The organism is Streptomyces kryoterrae (assembly GCF_054072135.1).
The window spans coordinates 8957334-8980223 of sequence record NZ_CM133358.1 but is presented as its reverse complement, the minus strand read 5'-3'; the positions used below and the strand labels follow the sequence as shown (position 1 = coordinate 8980223).

At 69.4% G+C, this 22890-nt stretch carries 19 protein-coding genes and 5 pseudogenes; 10 read left to right on the top strand and 14 right to left on the bottom strand.

Translation table 11 applies throughout. The features are described from left to right. Positions 1 to 295: 295 nt before the first annotated feature. The 4 genes from ACW4TU_RS39985 to ACW4TU_RS39970 all read right to left on the bottom strand — a co-directional run bounded on the left by ACW4TU_RS39985 (position 296) and on the right by ACW4TU_RS39970 (position 2808). Complete coding sequence (locus tag ACW4TU_RS39985; protein WP_457421567.1) at positions 296 to 736, bottom strand: CBS domain-containing protein; 441 nt, start codon at positions 734 to 736, stop codon at positions 296 to 298. 293 nt (positions 737 to 1029) lie between these two features. Beyond that, positions 1030 to 1275, bottom strand: coding sequence for a MoaD/ThiS family protein (locus tag ACW4TU_RS39980; protein ID WP_457421565.1), 246 nt, complete (start codon positions 1273 to 1275; stop codon positions 1030 to 1032). A gap of 25 nt (positions 1276 to 1300) precedes the next feature. Next, entirely contained in the window at positions 1301 to 2311 is a 1011-nt protein-coding gene (gene moaA, locus ACW4TU_RS39975) for a GTP 3',8-cyclase MoaA (protein ID WP_457430553.1), read from the bottom strand. A gap of 2 nt (positions 2312 to 2313) precedes the next feature. Further along, positions 2314 to 2808 carry a molybdenum cofactor biosynthesis protein MoaE gene (locus ACW4TU_RS39970; protein ID WP_457421563.1) on the bottom strand — a complete coding sequence of 165 codons (495 nt, stop codon included), beginning with the start codon at positions 2806 to 2808 and terminating at the stop codon, positions 2314 to 2316. Between the two features lie 297 nt (positions 2809 to 3105). Here ACW4TU_RS39970 and ACW4TU_RS39965 point away from each other — a divergent pair, with 297 nt between their 5' ends. Further along, positions 3106 to 4065, top strand: a complete 960-nt coding sequence (locus ACW4TU_RS39965) for a helix-turn-helix domain-containing protein (protein ID WP_457421561.1) — start codon at positions 3106 to 3108, stop codon at positions 4063 to 4065. 6 nt (positions 4066 to 4071) lie between these two features. Here ACW4TU_RS39965 and ACW4TU_RS39960 read toward each other — a convergent pair whose 3' ends face one another. The 3 genes from ACW4TU_RS39960 to ACW4TU_RS39950 are packed head-to-tail and all read right to left on the bottom strand — an operon-like array spanning position 4072 to position 7552. After that, positions 4072 to 5088 (bottom strand): NAD(P)/FAD-dependent oxidoreductase, encoded by a 1017-nt coding sequence (locus ACW4TU_RS39960; protein WP_457421559.1) that lies wholly within the window; start codon positions 5086 to 5088, stop codon positions 4072 to 4074. After that, positions 5078 to 5404 (bottom strand): ferredoxin, encoded by a 327-nt coding sequence (gene fdxA, locus ACW4TU_RS39955; RefSeq protein WP_457421557.1) that lies wholly within the window; start codon positions 5402 to 5404, stop codon positions 5078 to 5080. The genes ACW4TU_RS39960 and fdxA overlap by 11 nt, the downstream gene beginning before the upstream one ends. Before the next feature lie 3 nt (positions 5405 to 5407). Then, on the bottom strand, positions 5408 to 7552 hold the full coding sequence (locus tag ACW4TU_RS39950) for a molybdopterin-containing oxidoreductase family protein (protein WP_457421555.1): 2145 nt from the start codon (positions 7550 to 7552) through the stop codon (positions 5408 to 5410). Between the two features lie 169 nt (positions 7553 to 7721). On the opposite strand from ACW4TU_RS39950, the gene ACW4TU_RS39945 reads away from it, so the two are divergent. Next, positions 7722 to 7961, top strand: coding sequence for a hypothetical protein (locus tag ACW4TU_RS39945; RefSeq protein WP_457421553.1), 240 nt, complete (start codon positions 7722 to 7724; stop codon positions 7959 to 7961). A 390-nt stretch (positions 7962 to 8351) separates the two neighbouring features. Continuing rightward, positions 8352 to 8447 (top strand): annotated as a pseudogene (locus ACW4TU_RS39940) (transposase); the annotation flags it as partial. Positions 8448 to 8527: 80 nt separating this feature from the next. Here ACW4TU_RS39940 and ACW4TU_RS39935 read toward each other — a convergent pair. Next, positions 8528 to 12388, bottom strand: coding sequence for a carboxypeptidase regulatory-like domain-containing protein (locus ACW4TU_RS39935; protein WP_457421551.1), 3861 nt, complete (start codon positions 12386 to 12388; stop codon positions 8528 to 8530). A gap of 200 nt (positions 12389 to 12588) precedes the next feature. Here ACW4TU_RS39935 and ACW4TU_RS39930 point away from each other — a divergent pair. Further along, positions 12589 to 12786: pseudogene (locus tag ACW4TU_RS39930) on the top strand (DNA-binding protein); the annotation flags it as partial. 323 nt (positions 12787 to 13109) lie between these two features. On the opposite strand, the gene ACW4TU_RS39925 reads toward ACW4TU_RS39930, so the two are convergent. The 3 genes from ACW4TU_RS39925 to ACW4TU_RS39915 form a co-directional block, all read right to left on the bottom strand. Further along, complete coding sequence (locus ACW4TU_RS39925) at positions 13110 to 13478, bottom strand: hypothetical protein (protein ID WP_457421549.1); 369 nt, start codon at positions 13476 to 13478, stop codon at positions 13110 to 13112. Positions 13479 to 13610: 132 nt separating this feature from the next. Continuing rightward, entirely contained in the window at positions 13611 to 13997 is a 387-nt protein-coding gene (locus ACW4TU_RS39920; protein ID WP_457421547.1) for a hypothetical protein, read from the bottom strand. A 40-nt stretch (positions 13998 to 14037) separates the two neighbouring features. After that, complete coding sequence (locus ACW4TU_RS39915) at positions 14038 to 14460, bottom strand: YjbQ family protein (RefSeq protein ID WP_457421545.1); 423 nt, start codon at positions 14458 to 14460, stop codon at positions 14038 to 14040. Between the two features lie 123 nt (positions 14461 to 14583). Between ACW4TU_RS39915 and ACW4TU_RS39910 the strand changes: the two genes are divergently transcribed. From ACW4TU_RS39910 to ACW4TU_RS39890, 5 genes and pseudogenes are all read left to right on the top strand, one after another. Continuing rightward, positions 14584 to 14667: a putative leader peptide gene (locus tag ACW4TU_RS39910; protein ID WP_457430551.1), complete on the top strand. Its 84-nt coding sequence runs from the start codon at positions 14584 to 14586 to the stop codon at positions 14665 to 14667. A gap of 452 nt (positions 14668 to 15119) precedes the next feature. Beyond that, positions 15120 to 15377: pseudogene (locus ACW4TU_RS39905) on the top strand (ABC transporter permease); the annotation flags it as partial. A gap of 49 nt (positions 15378 to 15426) precedes the next feature. After that, positions 15427 to 15933, top strand: a pseudogene (locus ACW4TU_RS39900) (type 2 periplasmic-binding domain-containing protein); the annotation flags it as partial. A gap of 16 nt (positions 15934 to 15949) precedes the next feature. Then, positions 15950 to 16896: pseudogene (locus tag ACW4TU_RS39895) on the top strand (LLM class flavin-dependent oxidoreductase). 54 nt (positions 16897 to 16950) lie between these two features. Continuing rightward, positions 16951 to 18048: an NAD(P)-binding domain-containing protein gene (locus tag ACW4TU_RS39890; RefSeq protein ID WP_457421543.1), complete on the top strand. Its 1098-nt coding sequence runs from the start codon at positions 16951 to 16953 to the stop codon at positions 18046 to 18048. 29 nt (positions 18049 to 18077) lie between these two features. On the opposite strand, the gene mltG is transcribed toward ACW4TU_RS39890, so the two are convergent. Both mltG and ACW4TU_RS39880 read right to left on the bottom strand, forming a co-directional pair. Further along, a complete protein-coding gene (mltG, locus tag ACW4TU_RS39885) occupies positions 18078 to 18956 on the bottom strand; it encodes an endolytic transglycosylase MltG (RefSeq protein WP_457421541.1) in 879 nt (292 codons plus the stop codon). 65 nt (positions 18957 to 19021) lie between these two features. Next, positions 19022 to 20824 carry an ABC transporter ATP-binding protein gene (locus ACW4TU_RS39880; protein WP_457421539.1) on the bottom strand — a complete coding sequence of 601 codons (1803 nt, stop codon included), beginning with the start codon at positions 20822 to 20824 and terminating at the stop codon, positions 19022 to 19024. 94 nt (positions 20825 to 20918) lie between these two features. Between ACW4TU_RS39880 and ACW4TU_RS39875 the strand changes: the two genes are divergently transcribed. After that, positions 20919 to 21389 (top strand): MarR family winged helix-turn-helix transcriptional regulator, encoded by a 471-nt coding sequence (locus ACW4TU_RS39875; RefSeq protein WP_457421537.1) that lies wholly within the window; start codon positions 20919 to 20921, stop codon positions 21387 to 21389. A 103-nt stretch (positions 21390 to 21492) separates the two neighbouring features. On the opposite strand, the gene ACW4TU_RS39870 is transcribed toward ACW4TU_RS39875, so the two are convergent. Further along, positions 21493 to 22878, bottom strand: a complete 1386-nt coding sequence (locus ACW4TU_RS39870) for a cation:dicarboxylate symporter family transporter (RefSeq protein ID WP_457421535.1) — start codon at positions 22876 to 22878, stop codon at positions 21493 to 21495. Between the last annotated feature and the right edge of the window lie 12 nt (positions 22879 to 22890).

Below are 22890 nucleotides of genomic sequence, written 5' to 3'. Positions count from 1 at the left end.
TTGCCGACTCCCCCACGCTCGAACAACCTCGCGCGGGGGACCCCCATTCGCCCCGCTCACCTTCGTTTATCCGGCGCCGCAGCGCCCGTGGATCGGGTCACCTAGGGGTGTTGCCGCACCTGAGCGGAGTGCGGGTGGAGCAAGTGAGCCCAGAGGGCGGGGTGTTGCGCATTGTGGCCGCAGCCCCGGAGTGGGCTCCGGTACCGGTCGGCACGTGAGGCCCTTCGGTTGGATCTTTCTGTCGCAAGATCGTTCCTACCAGAGGCCAGCTCATTGGAGACGAAGAGTGCGCTCGTTACCTTTCGTCAGCGCGGGCGCGGATCCCTTCATTCGAACAGTATCCGGTTCCGTCTCGCTTCAGGCATAGCAGCCCCAGCAGTCGACCGAAATCATCGACCACCGCCAACCGGCGTCGCGCCTCGAATCTCATCACTGTTGCAGCAGCATCAAGTGGGTACGACGCCTGCACCGTTCTCCCGACGAGAGTTCCGAACTCCGTGACGGCCGCGGAATTGGAGGCGTCTTCGGGGATGTCCGGTCGCTCGATCGTCGTTATGAGCCGTCCGTCCGAGTTGACGACCAGGGCCATGTGGACGTGATCGTCGCTGAAAAGAGCTCGGAGGTCGTCCACCCTGGAGAGCGGTCCCAGGGTCTTGGGACAGGTGACCATGACATCTGCAACACGATTCCGCACAGTGGATCCATAGGTCATGGATCCGCCCGTGACGCTGCTCATTACAGGTACCAGTCCTTTATCTTCGATTTTTCACCTCACGGTATTGCTCCGAAACTGAAATGCCTTCTTGCGCGACACCCGCAACGGTGTGGGCGCGGGCCCGAACTCGGCGGATCCGAGGACGGTTTCGCGACCCAGCACCGGCTCACCGACTTGACCAGTGGTCGGGTGATCGTCTTCGGTCAGGACCAGTCCGCGCATGGTTATGGCGGCCGGGCGACTCGGGGTCGCCGGCCGGGTAGCGCCGTCAGCGCGGCGCGGAAACCGTCGACGGAGAGCAGGACCACGGGTGATCATCCGCCACTGATCGGTGGCAGCACAGCGATCTCGTCGCCGTCCTCGCATGGGGCGCCGCGCATCTCGTCGTACAGCATCTCTCCGTTGAGCCACACCCGGGAGTTCGCCAGCACGTGGGCGAACCCGCCGCCGTAGCGCCGGCGTGCCTCGTCGAGCACCTCGCCGAGCGTGCTGCCGGGAATCACGTCGCGAGCTCGGCCTGCCGCCTCCCGCGCGGCCGCGAACAGCAGCATTGTGGGCATGAGCCACTCTCCCCTTCGTTCCAGGTCACCCGCCGATGTAAGACATCTCCACCCGATCGCCGCGTGATGGTGTGCGGCGTCCGCGCAACTCCGAATAGCGGTCCTCCCGGGCGCCCCAGAGTGCGCGGATGGCGGAGCGCAGTTCCTCGTCGGAGGCGCCCGCTCGCAGCAACGCCCGCAGGTCGGTCCCGCCGGAGGAGAACAGGCAGGTGTGCACCTTCCCTTCGGCGGACAGCCGGGCTCGCGTGCAGTCCCCGCAGAACGGCCGCGTCACCGAGCCGATGACACCGATCTCCCCGACGCCGTCCCGGAAACGGTAGCGGGTGGCCACCTCGCCGACGTCGGTCGCACCGAGCGGTTCGAGCGGGTAACGGACGTCGATCAGGCGCACGATCTCGGCGGCGGGCAGCACCTCACCGAGCTGCCACTCGTTCGTGGCTCCTACGTCCATGTACTCGATGAAGCGCAATATGTGGCCGCTGCCCCGGAATCGCTCGACCATCGGCAGCACGCACCCGTCGTTGACTCCCCGCTTCACCACCATGTTCACCTTGACGGGGGTGAGGCCGGCGCGTGCGGCGGCGTCGATCCCGTCGAGGACCCGGCGCACCGGAACCGCGGTGTCGGCGAGTGCCCGGAACACGGCGTCGTCGAGCGCGTCCAGGCTCACCGTCACCCGGCGCAGACCGGCCTCCGCGAGGCGTTCCGCGTATGTCGGCAGCAGCAACCCGTTGGTCGTCATCGCGAGATCGAGCCCGGGGACCGCGGCGAGCAGCGCCACGAGGTCCGCGACGCCGCGTCGCAGCAGCGGCTCGCCCCCCGTGAGCCGGATCTTGCGCACGCCGAGGGAGGCGAACACCCGCGCCAGGCGCGCGATCTCGTCGAAGGTCAGCAGATCGGCGGGGCCGAGGTAATGGTGCCCCGGGCCGAAATGCTCGCGCGGCATGCAGTACCGGCATCGGAGGTTGCACCGGTCGGTGATGGAGATCCGCAGGTCGCGAAGGTGACGGTACCGGCGGTCGGCGACGGGCGTCATCGTCACGCCGCCGGTTCCGGGTTCCGGGCGAGGCACCAGCGGTGTGCCGCGGCGGTGACGTCGTCGATCTGGTTCCCGGTCGCCACCCAGCCGCTCGTACCGTCCCCGCCGTATTCGCGTTTCCATACCGGAACGGAGTCCTCGAGGACGTCGATGCAGAAGCGGGCCGCGGTGAACGCCTCGCCGCGGTGGGGTGCGGAGACCACGACCAGGACGCTCGCCTCGGTGACCGCCACCGGCCCGATGCGGTGGAACAACGCCACACGCCCGAGGGCGGGCCACCGGTCCCGGGCGGCTTGGGCGATCTGGCGGAGTCGCGGCTCCACGTGCCGGTCGAACGCCTCGTAGTCGATCCCGACGATCCCGGTGTGGTGCCCCGCGAGGTCGTCGTTGTTGTCGCGCACCGTGCCGGTGAAAGTGACGACCGCGCCACAGTGCGGCACGGTCGCCCATTCGATCGCCTCGGCAACCGGGACGCGGTCCCGAGTCAGGGCCACTCGGACTTCCTCGACCGATTCTTCCGGACAGCGGATCTGATCATTCACGACGGCTATCACGATGCGTTCCCTCGGGTTCTGGATCGGCACTGGCGTTCATCTTCACCGGTCTGGGCCGGCCGCACAGGACTCCGCGCGACAGGCTTTTGACCAGCGGCGACGGGAACGCGTAGGTGAAGCGGGATTTTCCGGCTGTTTACATTGCGACAACGATCCGCCTATGGACAGGGCCGAGTATTTCGCCGAGGAGGACTATTCCGACGCCGGGTGGGCACAGAACACGATCGAGGTAGGGCCATGACAGCGGCGGGGTCGAACGAGACGAACACCAGCAGACGTGAGGTCTGGCGGGACCTTCTTCGGGACCATTTCGTCAGCCTCGACGTGGACGTCGAACGGGGCTGCGGCACGTTCGACGGTGCCGTACGCAGCGACTTGCTCGGCCACCTCCAGGTGTCGGGAGTTCGCTCGGTGGACCAGGACGTCATCCGCACAAAGGAACTGCTGCGACGCGACAGCGAACGCTACTTCCAGGTCTGCCTGGTCCGCCGGGGTGAGGCGCGTGCCGTGCAGGACGGGCACGAGGCGACTCTTCGACCCGGCGACTTCGTCATCTACGAGACAGAACGCCCCTTCCACTGGTGGCTTCGTTCGGGTGTCGCCTCCCCCTACTGGGATCTCGCCGTCTTCACCTGGCCCCGCGACACGATCCAGCTCAGCGACAGCGAGTCGGCCTCGCTCACCTGCCGGGCTCTGGACGGCGGCAGCGGCATCACCGGGGTGCTGAGCAGGATGCTGACCGACCTGCTCGTCGCGAAGCCGACCGTCAGCGAGGGCGGCGCCGTCCGGATCGCCGATGAGATCGGCGACCTGGTGGCGACCATCGCGACCGAGGCACATGGGCCCGCTGCCGACACCGACCGGCACGCGGGCCTGCTGCGGCGGATCGACACCTACATCGAAGAGCATCTCGGCGATCCGGAACTGTCCCCGGAACGCGTCGCGCAGGCGCACTTCGTGTCAACGCGCCAGCTCCAGCGGATGTTCGCCCGCCGGGGACAGACGGTGTCCCAAGTGATCCGGCGCCAGCGACTGGAGCGGTGCCGACGTGACCTGCTGACCCGCCGGGGAGGCGAAGCCAGACTCACCGAGATCTGCGTCCGCTGGGGGTTCACCGATCTCGCCGTGTTCAGCCGGGCGTTCCGCGAGGTCTACGGCACGTCGCCCACCGCCTACCGCGCTCATGCCCGGGCGTAAGGACTGTCACTGGCCAGGTGCGCCATCGCTGGAGTGCCCCGGCACCGTGCCCAGCGCGGGATCGATCATGGGGACGAGGTTGTTCACCGCGAGTGCGGCCTCGCCGAAACCGACTGAGATCAACGCGACCTTGCCGTCGTAGTCGGCGATGTCGCCTGCGGCGTACACGCACGGCCGGCTCGTGCGCATGCTCCGGTCGACCGCGATGTGCCGCCCCCGCATCTCAAGCCCCCACCTGGCGAGCGGGCCGAGGTTCGCGGCGAAGCCGAGCGCGGCCACCACCGCGTCCGCCCGCAGGCTCTCGGTCGCCCCGGTCTCGAGGTCGCGCAACTCCACCTGTTCGACGCGGGTGTCGCCGCTGATCCGGTGCACCTCGTGCGGGGTGTACAGCCGCACGGACGAGGCGCGCAGCAGCCGGACGCTGTGCTCGTGCGCGCGGAACCGGGGCCGGCGGTGGACGAGCGAGACCGTGCGGGCGAGCGGTTCGAGCGCCAGCGCCCAGTCCACCGCTGAGTCCCCTCCACCGACGACCACCACATCGGCGCCGGTGAGTTCGGCCGGCTTCGGTACGAAGTAGCGCAGGCCACGGTTCTCGTACTCGGAGCCTGTAGGCAGCGGGCGCGGCGTGAAACTGCCGATCCCGCCGGTGACCAGCACTGCTTTCGCCGTGACCACCGTGCCCCGGTGGGTGGTCACGGCGATGCCGCCCGACGTGTCCTCAAGGGTCTGCGCGGTGTGCCCGAGCAGGTACCGGGGCTTCGCCTGGGACGCCTGCTCGACCAGGGCGTCGACGAGGTCCTGCGCCTTCACGGCGGGGAAGCCGGCGACGTCGTAGACCTTCTTCTCGGGATACAGCGCCGCCATCTGGCCACCGGGCCGGCCGAGAGCGTCGATGACCGTGACCGACATGCCCCGGAACCCGGCGTAGTAGGCCGCGTAGAGGCCAACCGGCCCGGCGCCGACGAGCAGGAGGTCGCTGTCGTACGTGTCAGCGCCAAAACCGGTCTCGTGCTCAGCCCTCACCGGTGCCACGCCTTTCCCGCAGCAGCGGGTGGTCCACGCCGACCGGTCCGCGCGACGACGCACCGCCGGCCGCATCCTCGTGCGCTTCGAAGAACTCGACAGCGGCCGCGGTGAACGGGGCCAGGTCCACGGGGATCCTGTGTTCCCAGTGGATCGCGTCGCTCGGGCAGGCGGGCATGCACTTCCCGCAGTCGACGCATTCGTCGGGGTGGATGTACATCATCCGGTCCCCCTGATAGATGCAGTCCACCGGGCATTCCTCGACGCAGGACTGGTCGAGGATGTCCACGCAGGCGTCGGTCACGACGTAAGCCATGGGTCAGGCCTTCTCTATCTGGACGAGTGTGTCGGAGAACGTGGGCGCGTTGCCCAGGTCGGCGAAGGCGGTGGGGTTCAGGGACGCCATCGTGGACAGCGACTTCGTGTGCATGCGCCAGCCGCCGTACGCCGACACGGCGACGCCCGCCAGGACGGACTTGTCCGCCTTCGCCTTCACCACGAACGAGCCGCGGTCGTTGAACACCCGCACGTCGTCGCCGTTGGCGATGCCACGCTCGGCGGCGTCGTCGGGGTGGATGAGGACGGTGGGCTCCCCTTGCACGCGCCGGTGCAGCGGCAGGTTGGCGCTGCTGGAGTTCAGGTAGGCGTGCGCCTTCGGGGTGATGAGGCTGAGCGGGTGCCGTTCGGCCAGTTCTGGATTGGTGCGCGCCGACTCGCGAGGCGGTACGTAGTGCGGCAGCGGATCGACCGGGGTGCCCGGCTGGTGGTCGTTGGAGCCCTGCCGGAACAGCGGCACCACGAAGTTCCCGACGGCTTCCGCGATGGAGGACTTGAGCTCCACCTTGCCGGACGGGGTGGGGAAGTCGCCCTCCGCGTACGGTGCGTACTGGTCGGCGGGCGGCACGCTCAGCCGCTGCCAGCCCTTCTCCTTCAGCGACTCGACGGTGATGCCCTGCATGGCGGGCGCCGACCAGTCGAACGCCTCGGCGATCATCTCGTCGTCCGTACGCCGGAACACCGGCTCGGTGAAGCACATCCGTGCCGCCAGCCGCCGGAACATCTCTGTGTTGGGCACCGCTTCGCCGAGCGGCTCGATCGAGCGGTGGTTGTAGGTGACGTAGAGGTGGCCCCAGGAGAACATGATGTCGTCCTGCTCCAGCTGGGTGGTGGCGGGCAGCACGATGTCGGCGAACTGGGCGGTGTCGGTCATGAACTGCTCACTGACGACGGTGAACAGGTCCTCCCGCATCAGTCCCTCGATCAGCTTGTCCTGATCAGGGCAGACGACCACGGGGTTGGAGTTGTAGACCATCAACGCATTGATCGGCGGGTCCAGTTCGAGCCCACCCGTGAGCGCCTGCCCCAGCAGGTACTGGTTCACGACCCGCTTGCCGGGCTGGAGCATGTCCGGACGCATCATCGCGCCCCAGTTGACCGGGAACGCCCACAACGGCAGCTGCAGAATCCCGCCACCGGGGTTGCGCCACGCACCGACCAGCGCGGGCAGACAGGCCAGCGTCCGCACCGTCTGGCCACCGCCGGCATGCCGCTCCACCGCCACCCCGATACGGATCACCGACGGCTGCGCGGAGGCGTAGCCGCGGGCGAGCCGGCGGATGTCCTCGGCGGGGATCCCGGTCTCCTCCGCTGCCCATTCGGGGGTGTACTGCTGCACCCGGTCGACCAGTTCCGCATAACCCACCGTGTAGCGGGCGATGTAGTCGTCGTCGGTCAGGCCCTCATTGATGATCACGTGCATCATCGCAAGTGCCAGCGCGCCGTCGGTGCCCGGCCGGATCGGGATGTGCCAGTCTGCGGCCCTCGCGGTACGGGTCTTCACCGGGTCCACCACGACCACGGTGGCGCCCCGCTTACGGGCTTCCGCGATGAACGGCCACAGGTGCAGGTTGGTGCTCATCACGTTGCAGGCCCAGATCAGGATGAACTTCGAGTGGACCAGGCTCTCCGGATCCACTCCGGCGCAGTCGCCGATCGTCATCGTGTAGGCCGTGCACGCACCGGAGTCGCAGTAGGTGCGCTCGGCGACAGTGGCGCCGAGCCTGGCGAAGAACGGATCGCCGACGTTGAGCCCGTTCAGGATTCCCTGAGTGCCCAGGTAGCTGCACGGCATGATGGCCTCGGGCCCGAACTCCGCGGAGATCGCCCGGAACCGGTCCGCGATCTCGCCCAGCGCCTGGTCCCAGGTGATCCGCTCGAACCGACCGCTGCCCTTCGGCCCCGTTCGCCGCATCGGGTACAGCACACGGTCCGGGCTGTACACCCGGTCCAGGTAGTTGTCGACCTTCACACACAAGCCACCGCGAGTGTACGGATGCTCCCGGTCACCGGTCACGCTCACGGCTTTGCCGTCCGTGACGGTGATCCTCATCGCGCAGGTATCGGGGCAGTCGTGCGGACACGCACCGCGCACCTCGACGGTACCGGTCGCTGCTGTTGCGCTCATCTGTCTTCCCCTCGGATCGCGTCTGTCTCGATCGTCGAAGTTCCGGCAGCCGACGGGTAGGCAACAGGCGACAGGCTTTTGACCAGGCGCGACAGACCCGGGTCACACGCCTGTGCGCTGACGGTGCGTCCGCGGGAAGCGTCGCCACGTCTGGGCCGTGGTTCCCGGGGTGTTCAGTCACTGGCCTCACGAAACCGAGACCGTCTTCGTCGCCTTCGTCGCGCCGCGAAACTCGATCGCGGCACCCCGCTGTGCGCCGATCAGCTCGGTTTCGAGTCCGGTGCTCAGGCTGGTCGGCTTCGGCGCGGCAGAAGCCGCGGCGGGCGAAGACCACGCGAACATTGCCGCCGGACTCTCCCACCCCGCCGGCGACGCTTTCCGCCGCCTCGCCACCCTCCGCGTCACGTGATCAAACCGGCCCCCTTGCGTACCGGTCCTGCGGCGAGCAGGCTCCGCCGAGACCCCCGCCGCAGGTCTTGCAGCGGCGGACGGCGGCGCGCTCGAGCAGCAGCGTGGCAGCCGTCCTCGGCGGCGGCGCCGGCCCGGCCTGCCCCGACGACGATCACGTCCCAGACGCCGGGCGCACGGACCGGGGCGGAAGACGACGGCATGCGGCGGTCACCTCCCGGCTGGTCGAACGGGTGGGCGCAGGCCGCCAGCAGCCGACGGCCGACCAGGCGACGGCAGGATCGCTCCCGCACGGAGCGTCGGGCAGGCCCACACCACCGTGGCGGGGACGTCCAAGGCCGGTTCGCGCTGGAGGCGGAGCGCAGGGCGACGGCCAGGAGAGAGCCCGTTCGGCGTCGGGGCCGCCGCAGTCCTGCGGGTCACCGTCGACGACGGCACCGGCTTCCCCACCGCCGCTCACCTCGCCTCCCACGCCGGGCTCGCCCCACCACGAGGAGGCCCCCTCGCGACTGATGCGGCGCGAGGGGGCTGCGGAGAACGGCCCGACGATTGTCGGATGGCGGTTTGTCAGCGCACGGTCATCCGCACCGGCACCACCGGGTACGTGTACGGCGTGTCCGTGCTGACCGCGAGCGCGGCCGTGTAGGTCCCGGCCATGTCCACCGCCGTCGCGCCCGCGTCCAGCCGGACGGTGACGGTCAGGCGCTGGCCGGGGGCGAGCGTATGGGTGGTGGACGTAGTGGAGAGCCAGCGGACGTCGGCTGCCGGGACGCAGCTGTCGAGGCCCGGCAACTGCTCGACATTCGCACGGGCGTCGAAGACGCTCGGCGCACCGCCGACCCGGTAGAACCCGCAGGCGCCACCGGCCCGGTAGAGCGGCGTGGAGGCGGCGGGCAGGGCCGTCCAGGTGCGGGCGGCCGGATCGTAGGCGTAGCCGGCGCTGGTGACGGCGCCGAGCAGGTTGCTGACCCCGCCGGAGAGGAGGAAGCGGCCGTCGGCGGTGGTGGCGGCCGAGGCCCACAGGTCGATGGGAAGGTCGGTGATCGGAGTCCAGGCGGTGGTGGCCGGGTCGTAGGCGTAGCCGTGCCGCGTACCCTCCACCACGGTGGTGCCGCCCGCGCAGTACAGGGTGCCCGAGACGGCGCCGCAGCCGAGCCAGGAGATGGCCTCGGGGTAGGGGGTGGTGGCGGCCCAGGTGTCGGTGGCCGGGTCGTAGACCTGCACTGCGGTGGCGCCGGTGCAGTATCCCTGGCCGCATCCGCCGACCAGGTACCACTTGCCGTCGAGTGTGGCGGAAGCCGCTGCCGCGTACCCGGCGGGCACCGGGGCGGCGGTGGACCAGGTGCGGTGCTGCGGGTCGTAGACCTCGGTGGTGGTCACGGTGCCGCCGTCCGCTGTCCAGCCGCCGGTGACGTACAACTTGCCGTTCAGGAAGGCGGACTGGGGTGACTCGCGGGGGGTGGGGTGGCCGCCGGGGATCGCCGTCCAAGCGGCGGCGACGGGGTCGTAGACGTAGCCGCCGGACAGAACGGAGGCGCCGTCGGTGCCGCCGACCGAGTAGACGCGACCGTCCGGGCCGGTGGCGACGGCGTTGTCGATGACGGGGGTGGGGTAGTCGGCCAGGGAGGTCCAGGCCGAGGCGGCGGGGGTCACGTCCGTGGACGTGGACGTGGTCTTCGGCTTCGTCTTCGTCAGCCGGTCGGGGGTGAAGTCACCGGGAACGTACTGCGGAGCTGCCGCGCGGGCCGTCGTCGCCGTCGGGATGTCCCCGGACCGCTCGGTGAGGCTGACGGTGAGCGGGGCCGAGCCGGTGTTGCGCAGGGTGACCTGGGCGGTGGTGGCTTTCCCCTTGCGTACGGTCTTGTCGACCGCCGCCGGGCTGATCGCCAGCTGTCCGGCGAGCAGCACCGCGTCGAGGCGGGTGGCGTGGTCGGCCTTGACGTTCACCTTCTTCGTTGCCGTGGTGTAGTGCTCGGCGCTGAACGCGACCTGCTGACGACCCGTCCGCGGCGCGAAGCGTACGTACGAACCGTCGCCCGCCGTGGTCGCCTTGACGCCGGTCCTGCCGCTCACCGTCGCACCGCTCAGCTGCCGGCCGGTGTTGCGGTCCGTCACCGTCCCGTACAGCAGCCCACCCGGCACCGGCTTGCAGGTCATGCCGCCGAAGGCGACGTCGTCGACCTGCCAGTAGTAGGCGTAGTCGCCGTTGTAGCGGAACCGCACCTGGACGGCGGACTTCCCCGCCGCGTCCGGGAGGGCGATGCTCTGCGTCCCGGGGCCCGCGGAGTCGGTGTCACGGTGCCAGACCGTGGACCAGGTCGTGCCGCCGTCGACGCTGAGGTCGATGTCGGCCTTGGAGTCGTCGTCGAACGGCTTGTAGAAGGTGCCGAAGCGGACCGCGGGCGTGTCGTAGCCGGTCAGGTCGAGGACCGGGGAGAGGAGGGAGGTGTTCTGCCGGTCGCCGGAGTAGCCGCTGTCGGCGATGGCGAAGTCGCCCGACCCGCCGGTGAGGTTGCCGCGCCCGGCCGGGTCGTCGAAGCGCCAGGTGTGGCCGCTGCCGGTGACGCTCCACCCGGCGGGCGCCTGCGTGCCGTCGAAGGTCTCGGTGGCCTCGCTGAACGTCTGCTTGTAGCCGGGCGCCACGCAGGCGGCGGCGTCGACCGGGATGCCGAAGTCCTTGCGGCCGGCCTTGGCACCCACCGTCAGGTCGGCCGTCGTGACCTGGTAACCGGTGTAGACCGGGTCGACCTGCAGGGTGTAGGTGCTGTTGGCGGGCAGTTCGAGGGTGTAGCGGCCGGTCGCCGGGTCGGTGTACGTCCGAGTGGACGGCTCGTTGGTGACCTGGATGCCCGCAGAGAGCGGCCAGCCGTGCCCGGAGCCGTCCTGGATCCGCCCGCTGACGGTGACCAGGGGCTGGGCGGAGAGCGTGAAGTCCCGGGCCACGGTCGCGTCGTCGCCGACCTCGACGGCGGCCGGCGTGGTGGTGCCGTAGCCGAACTTGGCGGCTGTCACGTGGTACGTGCCCGCCGGGAGCGTCATGTCGTACGTGCCGTCGGCGCCGGTCGTCGTGGCGTTCGCGCCGGCCGTGATCCGCACCCCGGCCACCGGGCCGCCGGCGGACGGGTCGGTGACCTTGCCGGTCAACCTGCCGTACGGGCCGGTGGTGAAGGCGACGGTGCCGTTCGGGGTGCCGAGGCCGGTGGGGCCGTCCCAGCCGGGGCCGGCGGTGCACAGATAGGCGATGGCACAGGTGCCGTTGGTGCCGCTGGTCACGTCGTTCAGAGCGCCGTTCGGCGCGCCGTCGCGGGCGCCGGAGTGGGCGTACGGGTAGGCGTTGGGGTAGGTCTTCGCGCCCGGCTTCCCGGCGAGCGCGTAGGTGGCGGCGATGATCGGGGCGGACGCGCTGGTGCCGCCGTAGACGCCCCAACCGCGGTCCTCGTACGTGTTGTAGACGCTGACCCCGGTCGCCGGGTCGGCGACGGCAGACACGTCCGCGACGGCGCGGTTGGCGCAGCCCCGGTCGGTCTGGAAGGACGGCTTGGAGGAGTAGGCCGAGCAGCCGCTGCCCGCCCCGGTCCACGCGGACTCGTTCCAGCCCCGGGGTGTCCCGCTGTCCCGGCTCAGCGAGGTCCCGCCGACCGCCGTGACGTACGGCAGTGTGGCCGGGTAGCTGTTGCCGTAGCCGTTGTCGCCGGTGCTGAAGGTGATCGCCACGCCCAGGTGCTTGTAGTAGTCGTCACCGGGCAGGTCGCCGAACGCGCTCTCGCTCCCGCCCCAGCTGTTGGAGACGTACGCGGCGCCGAGCGCGACCGCCGTGTTCTCCGCCTCGCCGAGGCCGTCGATGGACGGCTCGTCGGCCTCGACCAGCAGGATGTGACAGAGCGGGCAGGCGGCGCTGACCATGTCGAGGTCGAGGGCTATCTCGCCGGCCCAGCCCTGGTCGGGCTGTGGGTACTCGGTGCCGCCGCGCTGGTCGGTCTTACGGAAGCAGCCGCCTGCGGTGGTGCAGGGCGGCAGGCCGAACTGGGAGCGGTAGACGGCCAGGTCGGCCTCGGCGTTCGGGTTGTCGTAGGCGTCGACGATGGCCACCGTGACCCCCGCCCCGGCCACGTCGGACGGCAGGTCGTAGGCGCTCTGGAGGTCGGAGGGGCCCAACCCGGCGGGGGCCAGCAGGGGTTGGAAGCCTTTGCCGGTCTGCCGGACATCGTCGCGGGCGACCGCGAAGCAGGCCATCTGGTTGGGTTTGTCGGGTCTCGCGCAGAGGGGGTGCGTCGGCACGGTCGGGGCCGTCGAGGCGGTGTCGGCGGTCGCCTCGGTGGTGGCGGTGGCGGTGGCGGTCTGGGGAAGTGCCCAGATCAGTGTCATCAGGATGCTGAACAGGGCGGTTAACGCCGCCAGTCGGGTACGGAACAGTCCCACCTTGATCATCCGAGTCCTCCCAGATATTCACGGGCATAAGGGAAACGATCAGGCGGCAGCGTATTCCTTGTACATGTCACGTGTGTGAAGTTGTGCGCTCCTGTTTGATCGATTGGGCGGTAGGCTGCTGCCGCCGGGCGCCCCGCCGCGCGAGGCAATGCGCCGCCTGCCCCGGTCAAGCCGCACGCCGCCGAATCACCCCACCAAATATCCCGCCCGCTGAAGCCATCTCCCGTCACGCGAGCAAGCTGCTCGCCGCAGCCGGCCTGCACCGGCCACACATACGCCCTCAACGCCCTGGTGGCTGCCCCGCACTCACCGCACCCGTTCCGGTAACCGTCTTGACCTCGGACCCCGAGGACCTCCTCATGCTGTGCGGTCCTGGCATCCGCGTGGTGAAATTCTGAACCGCGCCGCAACCATGGCCTGGAGATCTGCCCGGACAACAGCACGCTTCATCAGAGTCTGACGGGCCGGATCTTCACCCGTTCTCGACGGCCTCGCCCGCGCCGCCGCCGAGGCCGTCGTCAAGCTGACGCCCCGTACCCGTACGCGAGGCCGCTCACACGGGGAGGGCCAGGCCAAGCTTCCTGCCAAGCGCAGACCCACCACGCCACGTCGCGCACGGGCTGAAGGAACCGGCGAAGAGCACACCGCCCGGCCACCCCGGAGGGGAGCCCTCCCTCAGCACGCCACGGCCAGAGCTCCCCTCACCTGTCGTGGTGCCGGGTCACCGGCGCCCCGCATACCGCTCTCGCGGAACTGGGCGTGGAAGCGGAACTGCGCGTGGAATGGGCGCAGTTGCCCGCAAGTGCAACGCCGTCGCGGGCCGCTGACGCTGGTTGCGGAACTGCCGCATCAGCTCAGCCCACACCAGCAGGATCGTCGCGGGCGCGGCGGCGGCGAACAGCATGTGCGCGCTGTCCTCACGCGCGCTGCGCGACGCCCACAGGCTCCAGGCGAGGGCCGTGGGGGGCTCTTCGTCGGGCAGACACAGGAGTGTCCTGCGGGTGATCGTGATGTGTTCGGCGGCCTGGCCGAGTCCGGCCAGTAGCACGCTCAGGTGCGCGATCTGCCCATGAGCGGCCTCCGCTTCCACAGCGATCTGCCGCTGACACCATCGGCCAGGCCACCATCGCGACGGCGGCAAACATCCCCACACCGCACAGCACGAGCAGCAGCGGGACGGTGGATCCCCGCGGGGCGCGCTCCGGGCGCGTGGTGTGCGGCATCACGGCTTCTTCCTCATCTTGGACGATCCCCGGACGTCGTAGTCCCTGGCGAGTCCGACGGTGTGCAGATGGGCGACCTCCGGCTGGGCGATGTCGTAGTCGAGCAATCCGGGGATGCGGATCTTCAGGTTCGCCTTGTGCTCACGGGGGACACCCCAGTCGTAGCGCTTCTTGATCTTCAGCGTGTAGGTGAACCCGTACTTGGTCCGCAACGAGCCAGATGCCCGCCACTGGAGGTGGTAGAGAGCGTAGTACCAGTCCGAGGACTTGTACCGGCCACTGGGATCGGCCTGGGTCCCCTTCCAGCCCGAGTCGAACACTCCGCGCATTTTGCCGTCGAGGTAATGGCGTACGGCAAGCCGGAAACGGGGGATTTCCTTGAGCATGCTGTCGGGGTGCAGCTTGAAGGTGGTCCCGACGTTGTACCTAACCGAGGAAGCTCAACCGGACCAGACGGTCCGTGTTCTGGGTGTTCGTGTCCACCAGGCAGACCGACTGCCATGTCCCCAACTCGAGTCGCCCGCCCAGCACCGGCAGCGTTGCGTGCGGCGGGACGAGGGCCGGGAGTACGTGGTCGCGGCCGTGGCCGGGGGTGCCGTGACGGTGCCGCCAGCGGTCGTCGGAGGGAAGCAGCGCGTGCAGCGCGGCGAGGAGGTCGCTGTCACTGCCAGCCCCCGTTTCGATGACCGCGACTCCGGCGGTGGCGTGCGGGACGAAGACGTTGAGGAGGCCGTCCCGGCCGTCCGCCACCTCCCTCAGGAAGGTCTCGCAGTCATGGGTGAGGTCGACGACCGCCTCCTCGGTGCCGGAGACGATGTTCAGGACGCGCGTGGTGAAGGCATTGGACATGTCCCCCATCATCACCCGGCCACCGGGAGCCACTCCTGACCTCTCTCCCACCCCTTGATACGAGTGGTCCATTCCGCGAGACACCATTGACCGTGGTCACGTCACCTGGCTACTTTCAGCGGCATGTTGTGTTCAGCCATGCTCACCACGCGCGGTCACATCGACCTGCTGCGGGTGGCCTCCGCCGCGTGTCGCCGCGGCTGCTGACGCCCTTTTCCGCTCCCTTCCCGCCCGTCTGGGCACCGCCCCACCCGCACGTCCGCGATCTGCCCTGATCCGCTTCGGACGCGGCGGCGCCGTGGGACACCTCCTCCCCGGCCGCTCCTCCCCTCTCCTCGTGGAGCACTCATGAGCATCAGCCATGCCCCACCCGGCTCCCCCAAGCCCGATATGCCGACCCAAACCGTCCGGGTACGCCCGAAGCCGCCTCCGGTGACGCCGAACGTGCCCTCCCCGACCTCGAACCCATCGTCCCCAGCTCCACGCGCCGCACCCACGTCCCCCGCTGGCTGCGCCGTACCTCGGGCCCGCTCCTGCTCCTCGCGCTCTGGCAACTCCTCAGCGGTACGGGCGCGCTGACGGCCGACATCCTTGCCTCACCCGGGCGCATCGCCCAGGTCGGCAGCGATCTCATCGCCGACGGTTCACTGGGCAACGCGATGGGCACCTCGCTCCAGCGGGTCGCCCTCGGGCTGCTCCTCGGTACCGTCATCGGCACCGGACTCGCCCTGGTCTCGGGCCTGTTCCGGGTCGGCGAGGACCTCGTCGACGCACCTGTGCAGATGCTGCGGACCGTGCCGTTCGTCGGTCTGATCCCCCTGTTCATCATCTGGTTCGGCATCGGCGAGGCCCCGAAGATCGCGATCATCACCCTCGGTGTGACCTTCCCGCTCTACCTCAACGTCTACGCCGGGATCCGTGGTGTGGACGCCCAGTTGATCGAGGCCGGGGAGTCGCTGGGGCTGTCCCGCCGACGCCCTGGCCGCGTACACCAGCGGCAGCGTCGACGCGTGGGCGGTGTGGGACCCATACACCTCTCAGGTGCTCAAAGGTGGACAGGGGCGCGTCCTGGCCGACGGAGAGGGTGTCGTCAACGGGCTCAACTTCCAGGTGGCGGCGCCCTCCGCACTGGGGGACAGCAAGAAGGCGGCCGCCATCAAGGACTTCGTGGAGCGGCTGCGGCGCGCCCAGGACTGGGTGTACGCGCACCCCGACGCGTGGGCCAAGGTGTGGGCGAAGGACACCGGGCTGCCGTACGACGTGCCGCTCGCCTCGGTGAACCGGTCCAACGCGACCCGTGTCCCGGTGGCGATCGACGACGCGCTCGTCGCCTCGGAGCAGAGCATCGCGGACACGTTCACCAGCCTCAAGCTCATCCCGAACAAGGTCGACTTCGCGAAGTACGTGGACCGGCGCTTCAACGACGACCTGCCCCCGTCCACCACCGCTCCCCGTCCCAGCAAGGAGTCGTGACCACCGCCGCACCCTCGTGGACCGGCGTGCGTACGCCTTCAACACCGATGGAGTGAACCGCCCCGTCACGTGCGTACGACCGCCGGACAACGAGGAACTCACCCAAATCGCCAAGCAGGCCGAGCAGTTGGGCTTCACAGGTGTACTGACGCCGACCGGCACCTGGTGCGAGGACGCCTCGCTGACGACCATGGCACTCGCCCAGCACACCGAACGGCTGAAGTTCCTGGGGGCGACCTGCCGGCGCTTCACCCACGGGCGGTTGCTGCTGAACGTCGTCACCGGTGGCGACGCCTCCGAGCAACGGCGCTTCGGCGACCGCCTCGACCACGACCGGCGGCACGCCCGTACCGACGAGTTCCTGCCCGTCGTACGACAGGCGCCCGACCCGTTGCCGCCACTCCTCTTCGGCGGGTCCTCCCCGCCGCGAGGCCCGTCGCGGCACGGCACGCGGATGTGTTTCCGACCTGGGGCGAGCCGCCAGCGCAGGTGAGGCAGAAGATCGACTGGATTGCCCGAGGGGTAGAGACGGTCCGCTTCGGGGTCCAGTTGCACACCATCTCGCGGGACTCGTCGGCCGAAACCTGGTCGACCGCGTACCGGCAGCTCAGCCGCCTCGACGGGGAGACGATCGCGGCGGCACAGGCGGCACTCGGCCGCAGTGATTCGGCGAGGCAGCAGCCCATGATCGCCCTGCACGGCGGCTCCCGCGGCAGACTGGAGATCTCTACGAACCTGTGCGCGGGCCCCGCGCTCGCCGGCAGCCACACCGAAGTCGCGGACCTCATCGAGGAGTACCACGCACTGGGCGTCGAGCACCTCTTGCTCTCCGGGTATCCGCATCCGGAGGAGGCGTACTGGTACGGCGAGAGCGTGATTCCCGAGCCGGCGGCTCGCGGGCTGCTGGAGCGTACGCCAGGGGCAGCCGGGGGTTCGCCGATGCTCGTGGCGAGCGGTCGCTGAACGCGCGACGGCCGTCGCGGGAAGATCCTCGACCCTCCCCCGGTTAGTAGAAGCGTGAACGATACCGGGATAGCTGATGGCGTACGAGAAGTCGATGTCGTCGTCATAGGCGCCGGCCAGGCCGGTCTGGCCGGCGCCTATCACCTGCAGCGCACCGGCTTCGTGCCGGAGCGCGACTTCGTCGTGTTCGATCACGCGCCGCGTCCCGGTGGCGCCTGGCAGTTCCGCTGGCCGTCGCTCACCTACGGCAAGGTGCACGGGATGCACGCGCTGCCCGGCATGGAACTGACGGACTCCGATCCGGCGCGGCCGTCCGCCCAGGTCATCGGCGAGTACTTCGACACCTACGAGCGCACGTTCGATCTGAAGGTGCGCCGTCCGGTGGAGGTACGGGCCGTGCGTGAGGGCGACGGAGACGCGCGACTGCTCGTCGAGACCTCGGACGGTGACTGGTCCGCGCGGGCGCTGATCAACGCCACCGGCACCTGGGACCGGCCGTTCTGGCCGCGTTACCCGGGCCAGGAGACCTTCCGGGGGCGCCAGTTGCACACCGCGCAGTACCCCGGGCCCGAGGAGTTCGCCGGGCAGCGGGTGGTCGTGGTGGGCGGGGGCGCGTCCGGTACCCAGCATCTGATGGAGATCGCTCCGTACGCCGCCGGGACCACGTGGGTGACCAGGCGTCCGCCGGTCTTCCGCGAGGGGCCCTTCACCGAGGAGTTCGGGCGGGAGGCCGTCGCCCTCGTCGAGGAGCGGGTACGGCAGGGGCTGCCGCCGAAGAGTGTCGTGTCGGTCACCGGACTGCCCCTCAACGACGCGATCCGGCAGGCACTCGCCGACGGGGTCCTCGACCGGCGGCCCATGTTCGACCGGATCACCCCCGACGGGGTCGAGTGGGCCGACGGCGAGCGCGTCGACGCCGACGTGATCCTCTGGGCGACCGGATTCCGGGCCGCTATCGACCATCTCGCCCCGCTCAGGCTGCGCGAGCCCGGCGGCGGCATCCGCGTCGAGGGCACGCGTGCGGTCGCCGATCCGCGCGTCCATCTGGTCGGCTACGGACCGTCCGCCAGCACGATCGGCGCCAACCGGGCCGGGCGGGCCGCCGTACGGGACATCAGGCGGCTGCTCGACCAGGAGCCGGCCGCTGTCTGACGTCCCGTAGGGCCGCGCGACCCGTCAGGTCACTTGGCAGGCTGCCCGCTCTGCCGCCCCTGAGCAGGGCTCTTCTGGTTTTTCAAATTTTTCTGGTTCTGGTTGAACTCGGCCACGTTGCGCTGGTGTTGGGCGTAGTCGGCCGTGAAGCGCGTGTCGCCGGGCTTGACGGTGACGAAGTACAGCCAGTCGCCCGGGGTCGGGTTGATGGCGGCGCGCATCGCCTCCTCGCCGGGGTTGGCGATCGGCGTGGGCGGCAGGCCCATGCGCTGGTAGGAGTTGTACGGGCTGTTGAGACGGGTATCGTCGGCCGTCGTTTTCAGCGTGGACCTGTTCAGCGCGTAGTTGATGGTCGAGTCCATCTGCAGCGGCATCCCGCGTTCGAGCCGGTTGAAGATGACCCGGGCCACCTTGCCCATGTCCTGCTTGCCTGCGGCCTCGGCCTGGACGATGCTCGCGATGGTGACGGCCTGGTAGACGTTCATGGCGTTGCGCTGTGCCCCGGCGGTGACCGGCGGGCCGCCGAACTTCTGGTTGGCGGTGTCGACCATGAACGACAGCAGGGATTCCGGGGTGGCCTTCTCCTTCAGCGGATAGGTCGCCGGGAAGAGATAGCCCTCGGGGTTGCCCTCGGCGTCGGTGGGGAGTTTCAGCCGGGCCTTGCCGAGCGACTTCCTCGTACTCCCGGCCGGCAGGGCGAGGGCCTTGTCGACCGCCTCGTACACCTGGATGGAGCGCCAGCCCTCCGGGATCAGGAGGGAGGTGGGCCGGGGGTCCCCTTCGCTGTCGACGCTCAGCAGCGGCACCGCCACGGCGGTGGCCGCGACGACTGCACCGGTCGCGATGAGGACGGCCCGGCCACGGCGCGTCAGGCGAATCGTTCTCCGTGACGGAGTGTTCATCTGCATGCGGGCACGGTAACCCGCAAAACCTTATAAACCCGACATATCTTCATCTTGTCCGATCGCACATGTCACCCGGTCGGCTCCAGCTGGGCGTCCCGGCGTACGAGGGCCGCATACCGCCCGTCCTGCCGCAGCAGTTCCTCGTGCGTGCCCCGTTCGACCGCGCGCCCGGAGTCCAGTACCACGATCTGGTCGGCGCCCCGGACCGTGGACAGGCGGTGCGCGATGGTGAGCGTGGTCCGGTTGGCCGACAGGGCGTCGATGGCTTCCTGGACGGCGTGTTCGGTACGTGTGTCCAGGGCGCTGGTCGCCTCGTCCAGGATGAGGACGGGCGGGTCGCGCAGGATCGTACGGGCGATGGCGAGGCGCTGTTTCTCGCCGCCGGAGAAGCGGTGGCCGCGCTCGCCGACGACCGTGTCGTACCCGTCGGCCAGGGACGAGATGTGGTCGTGGATCTGGGCCGCCCGCGCCGCCGCGTGCAGTTCCTCGTCGGTGGCGTCGGGTTTGGCGAAGCGCAGGTTGTCGGCGACCGTGGCGTGGAAGAGGTACGTCTCCTGGGAGACGACGCCAACCGCGCGGGCGAGCGTGTCGAAGTCGAGGTCGCGGACATCGACGCCGTCGATGGTGACCCGGCCGCCCGTCACGTCGTACAGCCGGGGCACGAGGTGGCCCAGCGTGGACTTGCCGGCGCCGGTCGGTCCGACGATCGCCAGGCTGCCGCCCGCCGGGACGGTGATGTCGACGCCGTCGAGGATCGGGCGGCTCTTGTCGTCGTAGCGGAACTCGACGTCCTCCAGCCGGACTTCACCCTTGATTGTGTCGAGGTGGACCGGGTTCTCGGGCTCGGTGATGTCGATGGGCAGGTCGAGGTACTCGAAGATGCGCTGGAAGAGCGCGAGCGAGGCCTGGATCTGGACGCCGGTGCTCAGCAGGCTGACGGCGGGCCGGAACAGTCCCTGCTGGAGCGAGACGAAGGCGACGAGTGTGCCGATCGAGACGGTCGGGCCGCCGAACTGGAAGGCGAGACCCGCGGCCCAGTATATGACGGCGGGCATGGCGGACATGACGATGCCGATGACGGCCATCCGCCAGCGGCCGGCCATGCTGGCGCGCACTTCGAGGTCGACCAGGCTTTCGGACTCCGCGGCGAAGGACTGCGTGAGCGAATCTGAGCGGCCCATCGTGCGGCCGAGCAGGATGCCGCTGACCGACAGTGACTCGGTGACCGTGGCGGCCATCGCGGCCATCTGCTTCTGTCGCTGGGTGGTGATCCGCTTGCGTTCGTTGCCGACGCGGCGGCTGATCCAGACGAACACCGGCAGCAGGAGCAGCGAGACGACGGTCAGGCGCCAGTCGAGGGCGACCATCGCGACGATCGTGGCGACGACGCTGGTGAAGTTGGAGACGAGAGAGGTCGCGGTGGAGGTGACGGTGGCCTGCATACCGCCGATGTCGTTGGCGATGCGCGACTGGACCTCGCCCGTGCGGGTGCGGGTGAAGAAGGCGAGCGACATGTTCTGCAGCCGGCCGTAGACGGCGGTGCGCAGGTCGTGCATGACGCGCTGGCCGACGGTCGTGGAGATCAGGGTCTGCAGCACACCGAGGACGCCACCGAGGACGGCGCTGACGATCATGCCGAGGGCGAGCAGACTGAGCAGTCCGGTGCGGCCCTCGGGAATCGCGACGTCGAGGATCTCCTTCAGGAGGAAGGGCGTCGCGACGGAGACGAGGGACGCCGCGGCGACGAGCAGACCGACGACGGCGAGCCGGCCGCGGTAGGGGCGGAAGAGTTTCAGGATGCGGCGGACCTGGCGCGGCTGGTCCGCCGAGTCGACGGACGGGGTCCAGGCAGGTTGGCGGTCGGGTTTCATGGGCTCCTTCGGGAGACTTGGTGATGACGATTGGCGGAGCATAGCTCATTGTTACCTATACTCACAATGAACTGCATCCTGATATTGTTCCCGCATGAGTTCCCCCGACGCCGACGGTCCGCTCGCCGACCAGTTGCTGAGTCTGACCCGCCGTCTGCACCGCAGCCACAAACACCAGCTGGAAGAGCGCGGAGTCGGTATCACCCCGGCCCAGTCCCGGCTGCTGCGCACCCTCTCGCACCACCTCCAGCACCACGGTTCCCCGCCGCGGATGGCCGATCTGGCGGAGCGCCTGGAGGTGGTGCCCCGGGCGGTGACGACGCTGGTGGACGCGCTGGAGGCGAGCGGCAAGGTGCGCCGGGTGCCCGACCCCGACAACCGCCGGGTCATCCACATCGAACTCACGGACGACGGACACAAGGCACTGGGCGAACTGCGCGGAGCGCGCAGGGCGGCGGCGGAGGAGATTCTCGCGCCACTGACGGACTTGGAGCGCGATGTACTGGGCAAGCTGCTGGACACGCTGATGGACGGGGGCGGGGCGCCGCCCGAGCGGCGCTGCTGAACCGGAGCGCCACCGGTCCTCCCAGACCGACGGGCCGTGGATCCGCCTCCCGGACTGCTGGAGGCGGACCCACGGCCCGTTTCGAACATCAGGGGTACGCAGGTCAGCTCGCGGGCTCCTTGGCTGCTGCCACCTGCGCCGGAACCGCCGCCTCCGCGGGTTCCTCAGCGTCCGCCGCGTCGTCCTCTTCCGAGATCACGATCTCCCGGTCCAGCACCTTCTTCGCGCGCTCCAGGTCCAGTGCGCCCTCCCAGCGGGAGACCGCGAAGACGGCGACGCAGTTGCCGAGCAGGTTCGTGACGACGCGCATCGAGTCCATGATGCGGTCCACACCGAGCAGCAGGGCGACGGCCCCGGCCGGGATGGCACCGAGCGAGGAAGCGGTCGCGGACAGGGCGAGGAAGGCCGAACCGGGGATGCCGGCCATGCCCTTACTGGTGAGCATGAGCACCAGGACCACGGTGATCTGCTGGCCGAGGCTGAGGTCCACGCCCACGGCCTGGGCGATGAACAGGGTGCCGATGGAGAGATAGAGCGACGCGCCGTCGAGGTTGAAGGAGTACCCCGTGGGCAGCACCAGACCCACGGCGTCGTCGCGCGCTCCGGCCTTGCGCAGCTTCAGCATCACGCGCGGCATCACGGACTCGGTGGAGGCTGTGCCGAGCGCCAGGAGCATCTCCTCACGGATGTAGCGGAGGAACTTCCAGAGGCTGAGCCCGGTGACCATCTTGAGAGCGACGGCGAGCAGCACGACGAAGAGCGCGGCAGCCGCGTAGCAGAGGATGATCAGCTTGGCGTACGTCTCGATCACGCCGAGTCCGTACTGGCCGATGAGGACCGCCATCGCGCCGAACACCGCGATCGGGGCGAGTCGCATGATGAAGCCGACGACCGCGAAGATGATCTCCTGGGCCTGCTCGATGGCGGGCAGCACCTTCGGCACCCTGGTGTGGCCGAGGTGGAGCAGGGCGGCGCCCACCAGGCAGGCCAGGATCAGCACCTGGAGGAGTTCGTTCTCGGCGAAGGCGCCGACGAAACTGGTGGGAATCGCGTTGACGACGAACTCGGTCGTCGAGGGCAGCGAGCCGCCACCCGTCTTCGCGTCGATCGCCGAGGTGTCGAGCGTCGACGGGTCGACGTTCATGCCCGAGCCCGGCTGGACGATGTTGGCGGCGAGGAGCCCGATGACCAGGGCGAGCGTGCTCGCCACCTCGAACCAGATCAGGGCCTTGAGCCCGATCCGGCCGAACGCCTTGAGATCTCCGGCCTTGGCGATGCCGACGACGACCACGCAGAACACGAGCGGCGAGATGATCGTCTTGATGAGCCGGGTGAAACCGTCGCCGAGCGGCTTGAGATCCGTGGCCACTCCGGGCCACAGCTTGCCGACGACGATGCCGAGCACAAGCGCGACGGCAACCTGCGCGAACAGTGAGGTACGCAGTATGCGTACGACGCGTCGCGGCAGGGACGGTACGGACTGCGGCACGAGCACTCCTCC

Coding starts and splice junctions, on each gene's coding strand:
- ACW4TU_RS39985 (WP_457421567.1), bottom strand. CDS start 736: ATGAGCAGCGTCACGGGCGGATCCATGACCTATGGATCCACTGTGCGG.
- ACW4TU_RS39980 (WP_457421565.1), bottom strand. CDS start 1,275: ATGCCCACAATGCTGCTGTTCGCGGCCGCGCGGGAGGCGGCAGGCCGA.
- moaA (WP_457430553.1), bottom strand. CDS start 2,311: ATGACGCCCGTCGCCGACCGCCGGTACCGTCACCTTCGCGACCTGCGG.
- ACW4TU_RS39965 (WP_457421561.1), top strand. CDS start 3,106: ATGACAGCGGCGGGGTCGAACGAGACGAACACCAGCAGACGTGAGGTC.
- fdxA (WP_457421557.1), bottom strand. CDS start 5,404: ATGGCTTACGTCGTGACCGACGCCTGCGTGGACATCCTCGACCAGTCC.
- ACW4TU_RS39950 (WP_457421555.1), bottom strand. CDS start 7,552: ATGAGCGCAACAGCAGCGACCGGTACCGTCGAGGTGCGCGGTGCGTGT.
- ACW4TU_RS39935 (WP_457421551.1), bottom strand. CDS start 12,388: ATGATCAAGGTGGGACTGTTCCGTACCCGACTGGCGGCGTTAACCGCC.
- ACW4TU_RS39920 (WP_457421547.1), bottom strand. CDS start 13,997: ATGCTCAAGGAAATCCCCCGTTTCCGGCTTGCCGTACGCCATTACCTC.
- ACW4TU_RS39915 (WP_457421545.1), bottom strand. CDS start 14,460: ATGTCCAATGCCTTCACCACGCGCGTCCTGAACATCGTCTCCGGCACC.
- ACW4TU_RS39910 (WP_457430551.1), top strand. CDS start 14,584: ATGTTGTGTTCAGCCATGCTCACCACGCGCGGTCACATCGACCTGCTG.
- mltG (WP_457421541.1), bottom strand. CDS start 18,956: ATGCAGATGAACACTCCGTCACGGAGAACGATTCGCCTGACGCGCCGT.
- ACW4TU_RS39880 (WP_457421539.1), bottom strand. CDS start 20,824: ATGAAACCCGACCGCCAACCTGCCTGGACCCCGTCCGTCGACTCGGCG.
- ACW4TU_RS39875 (WP_457421537.1), top strand. CDS start 20,919: ATGAGTTCCCCCGACGCCGACGGTCCGCTCGCCGACCAGTTGCTGAGT.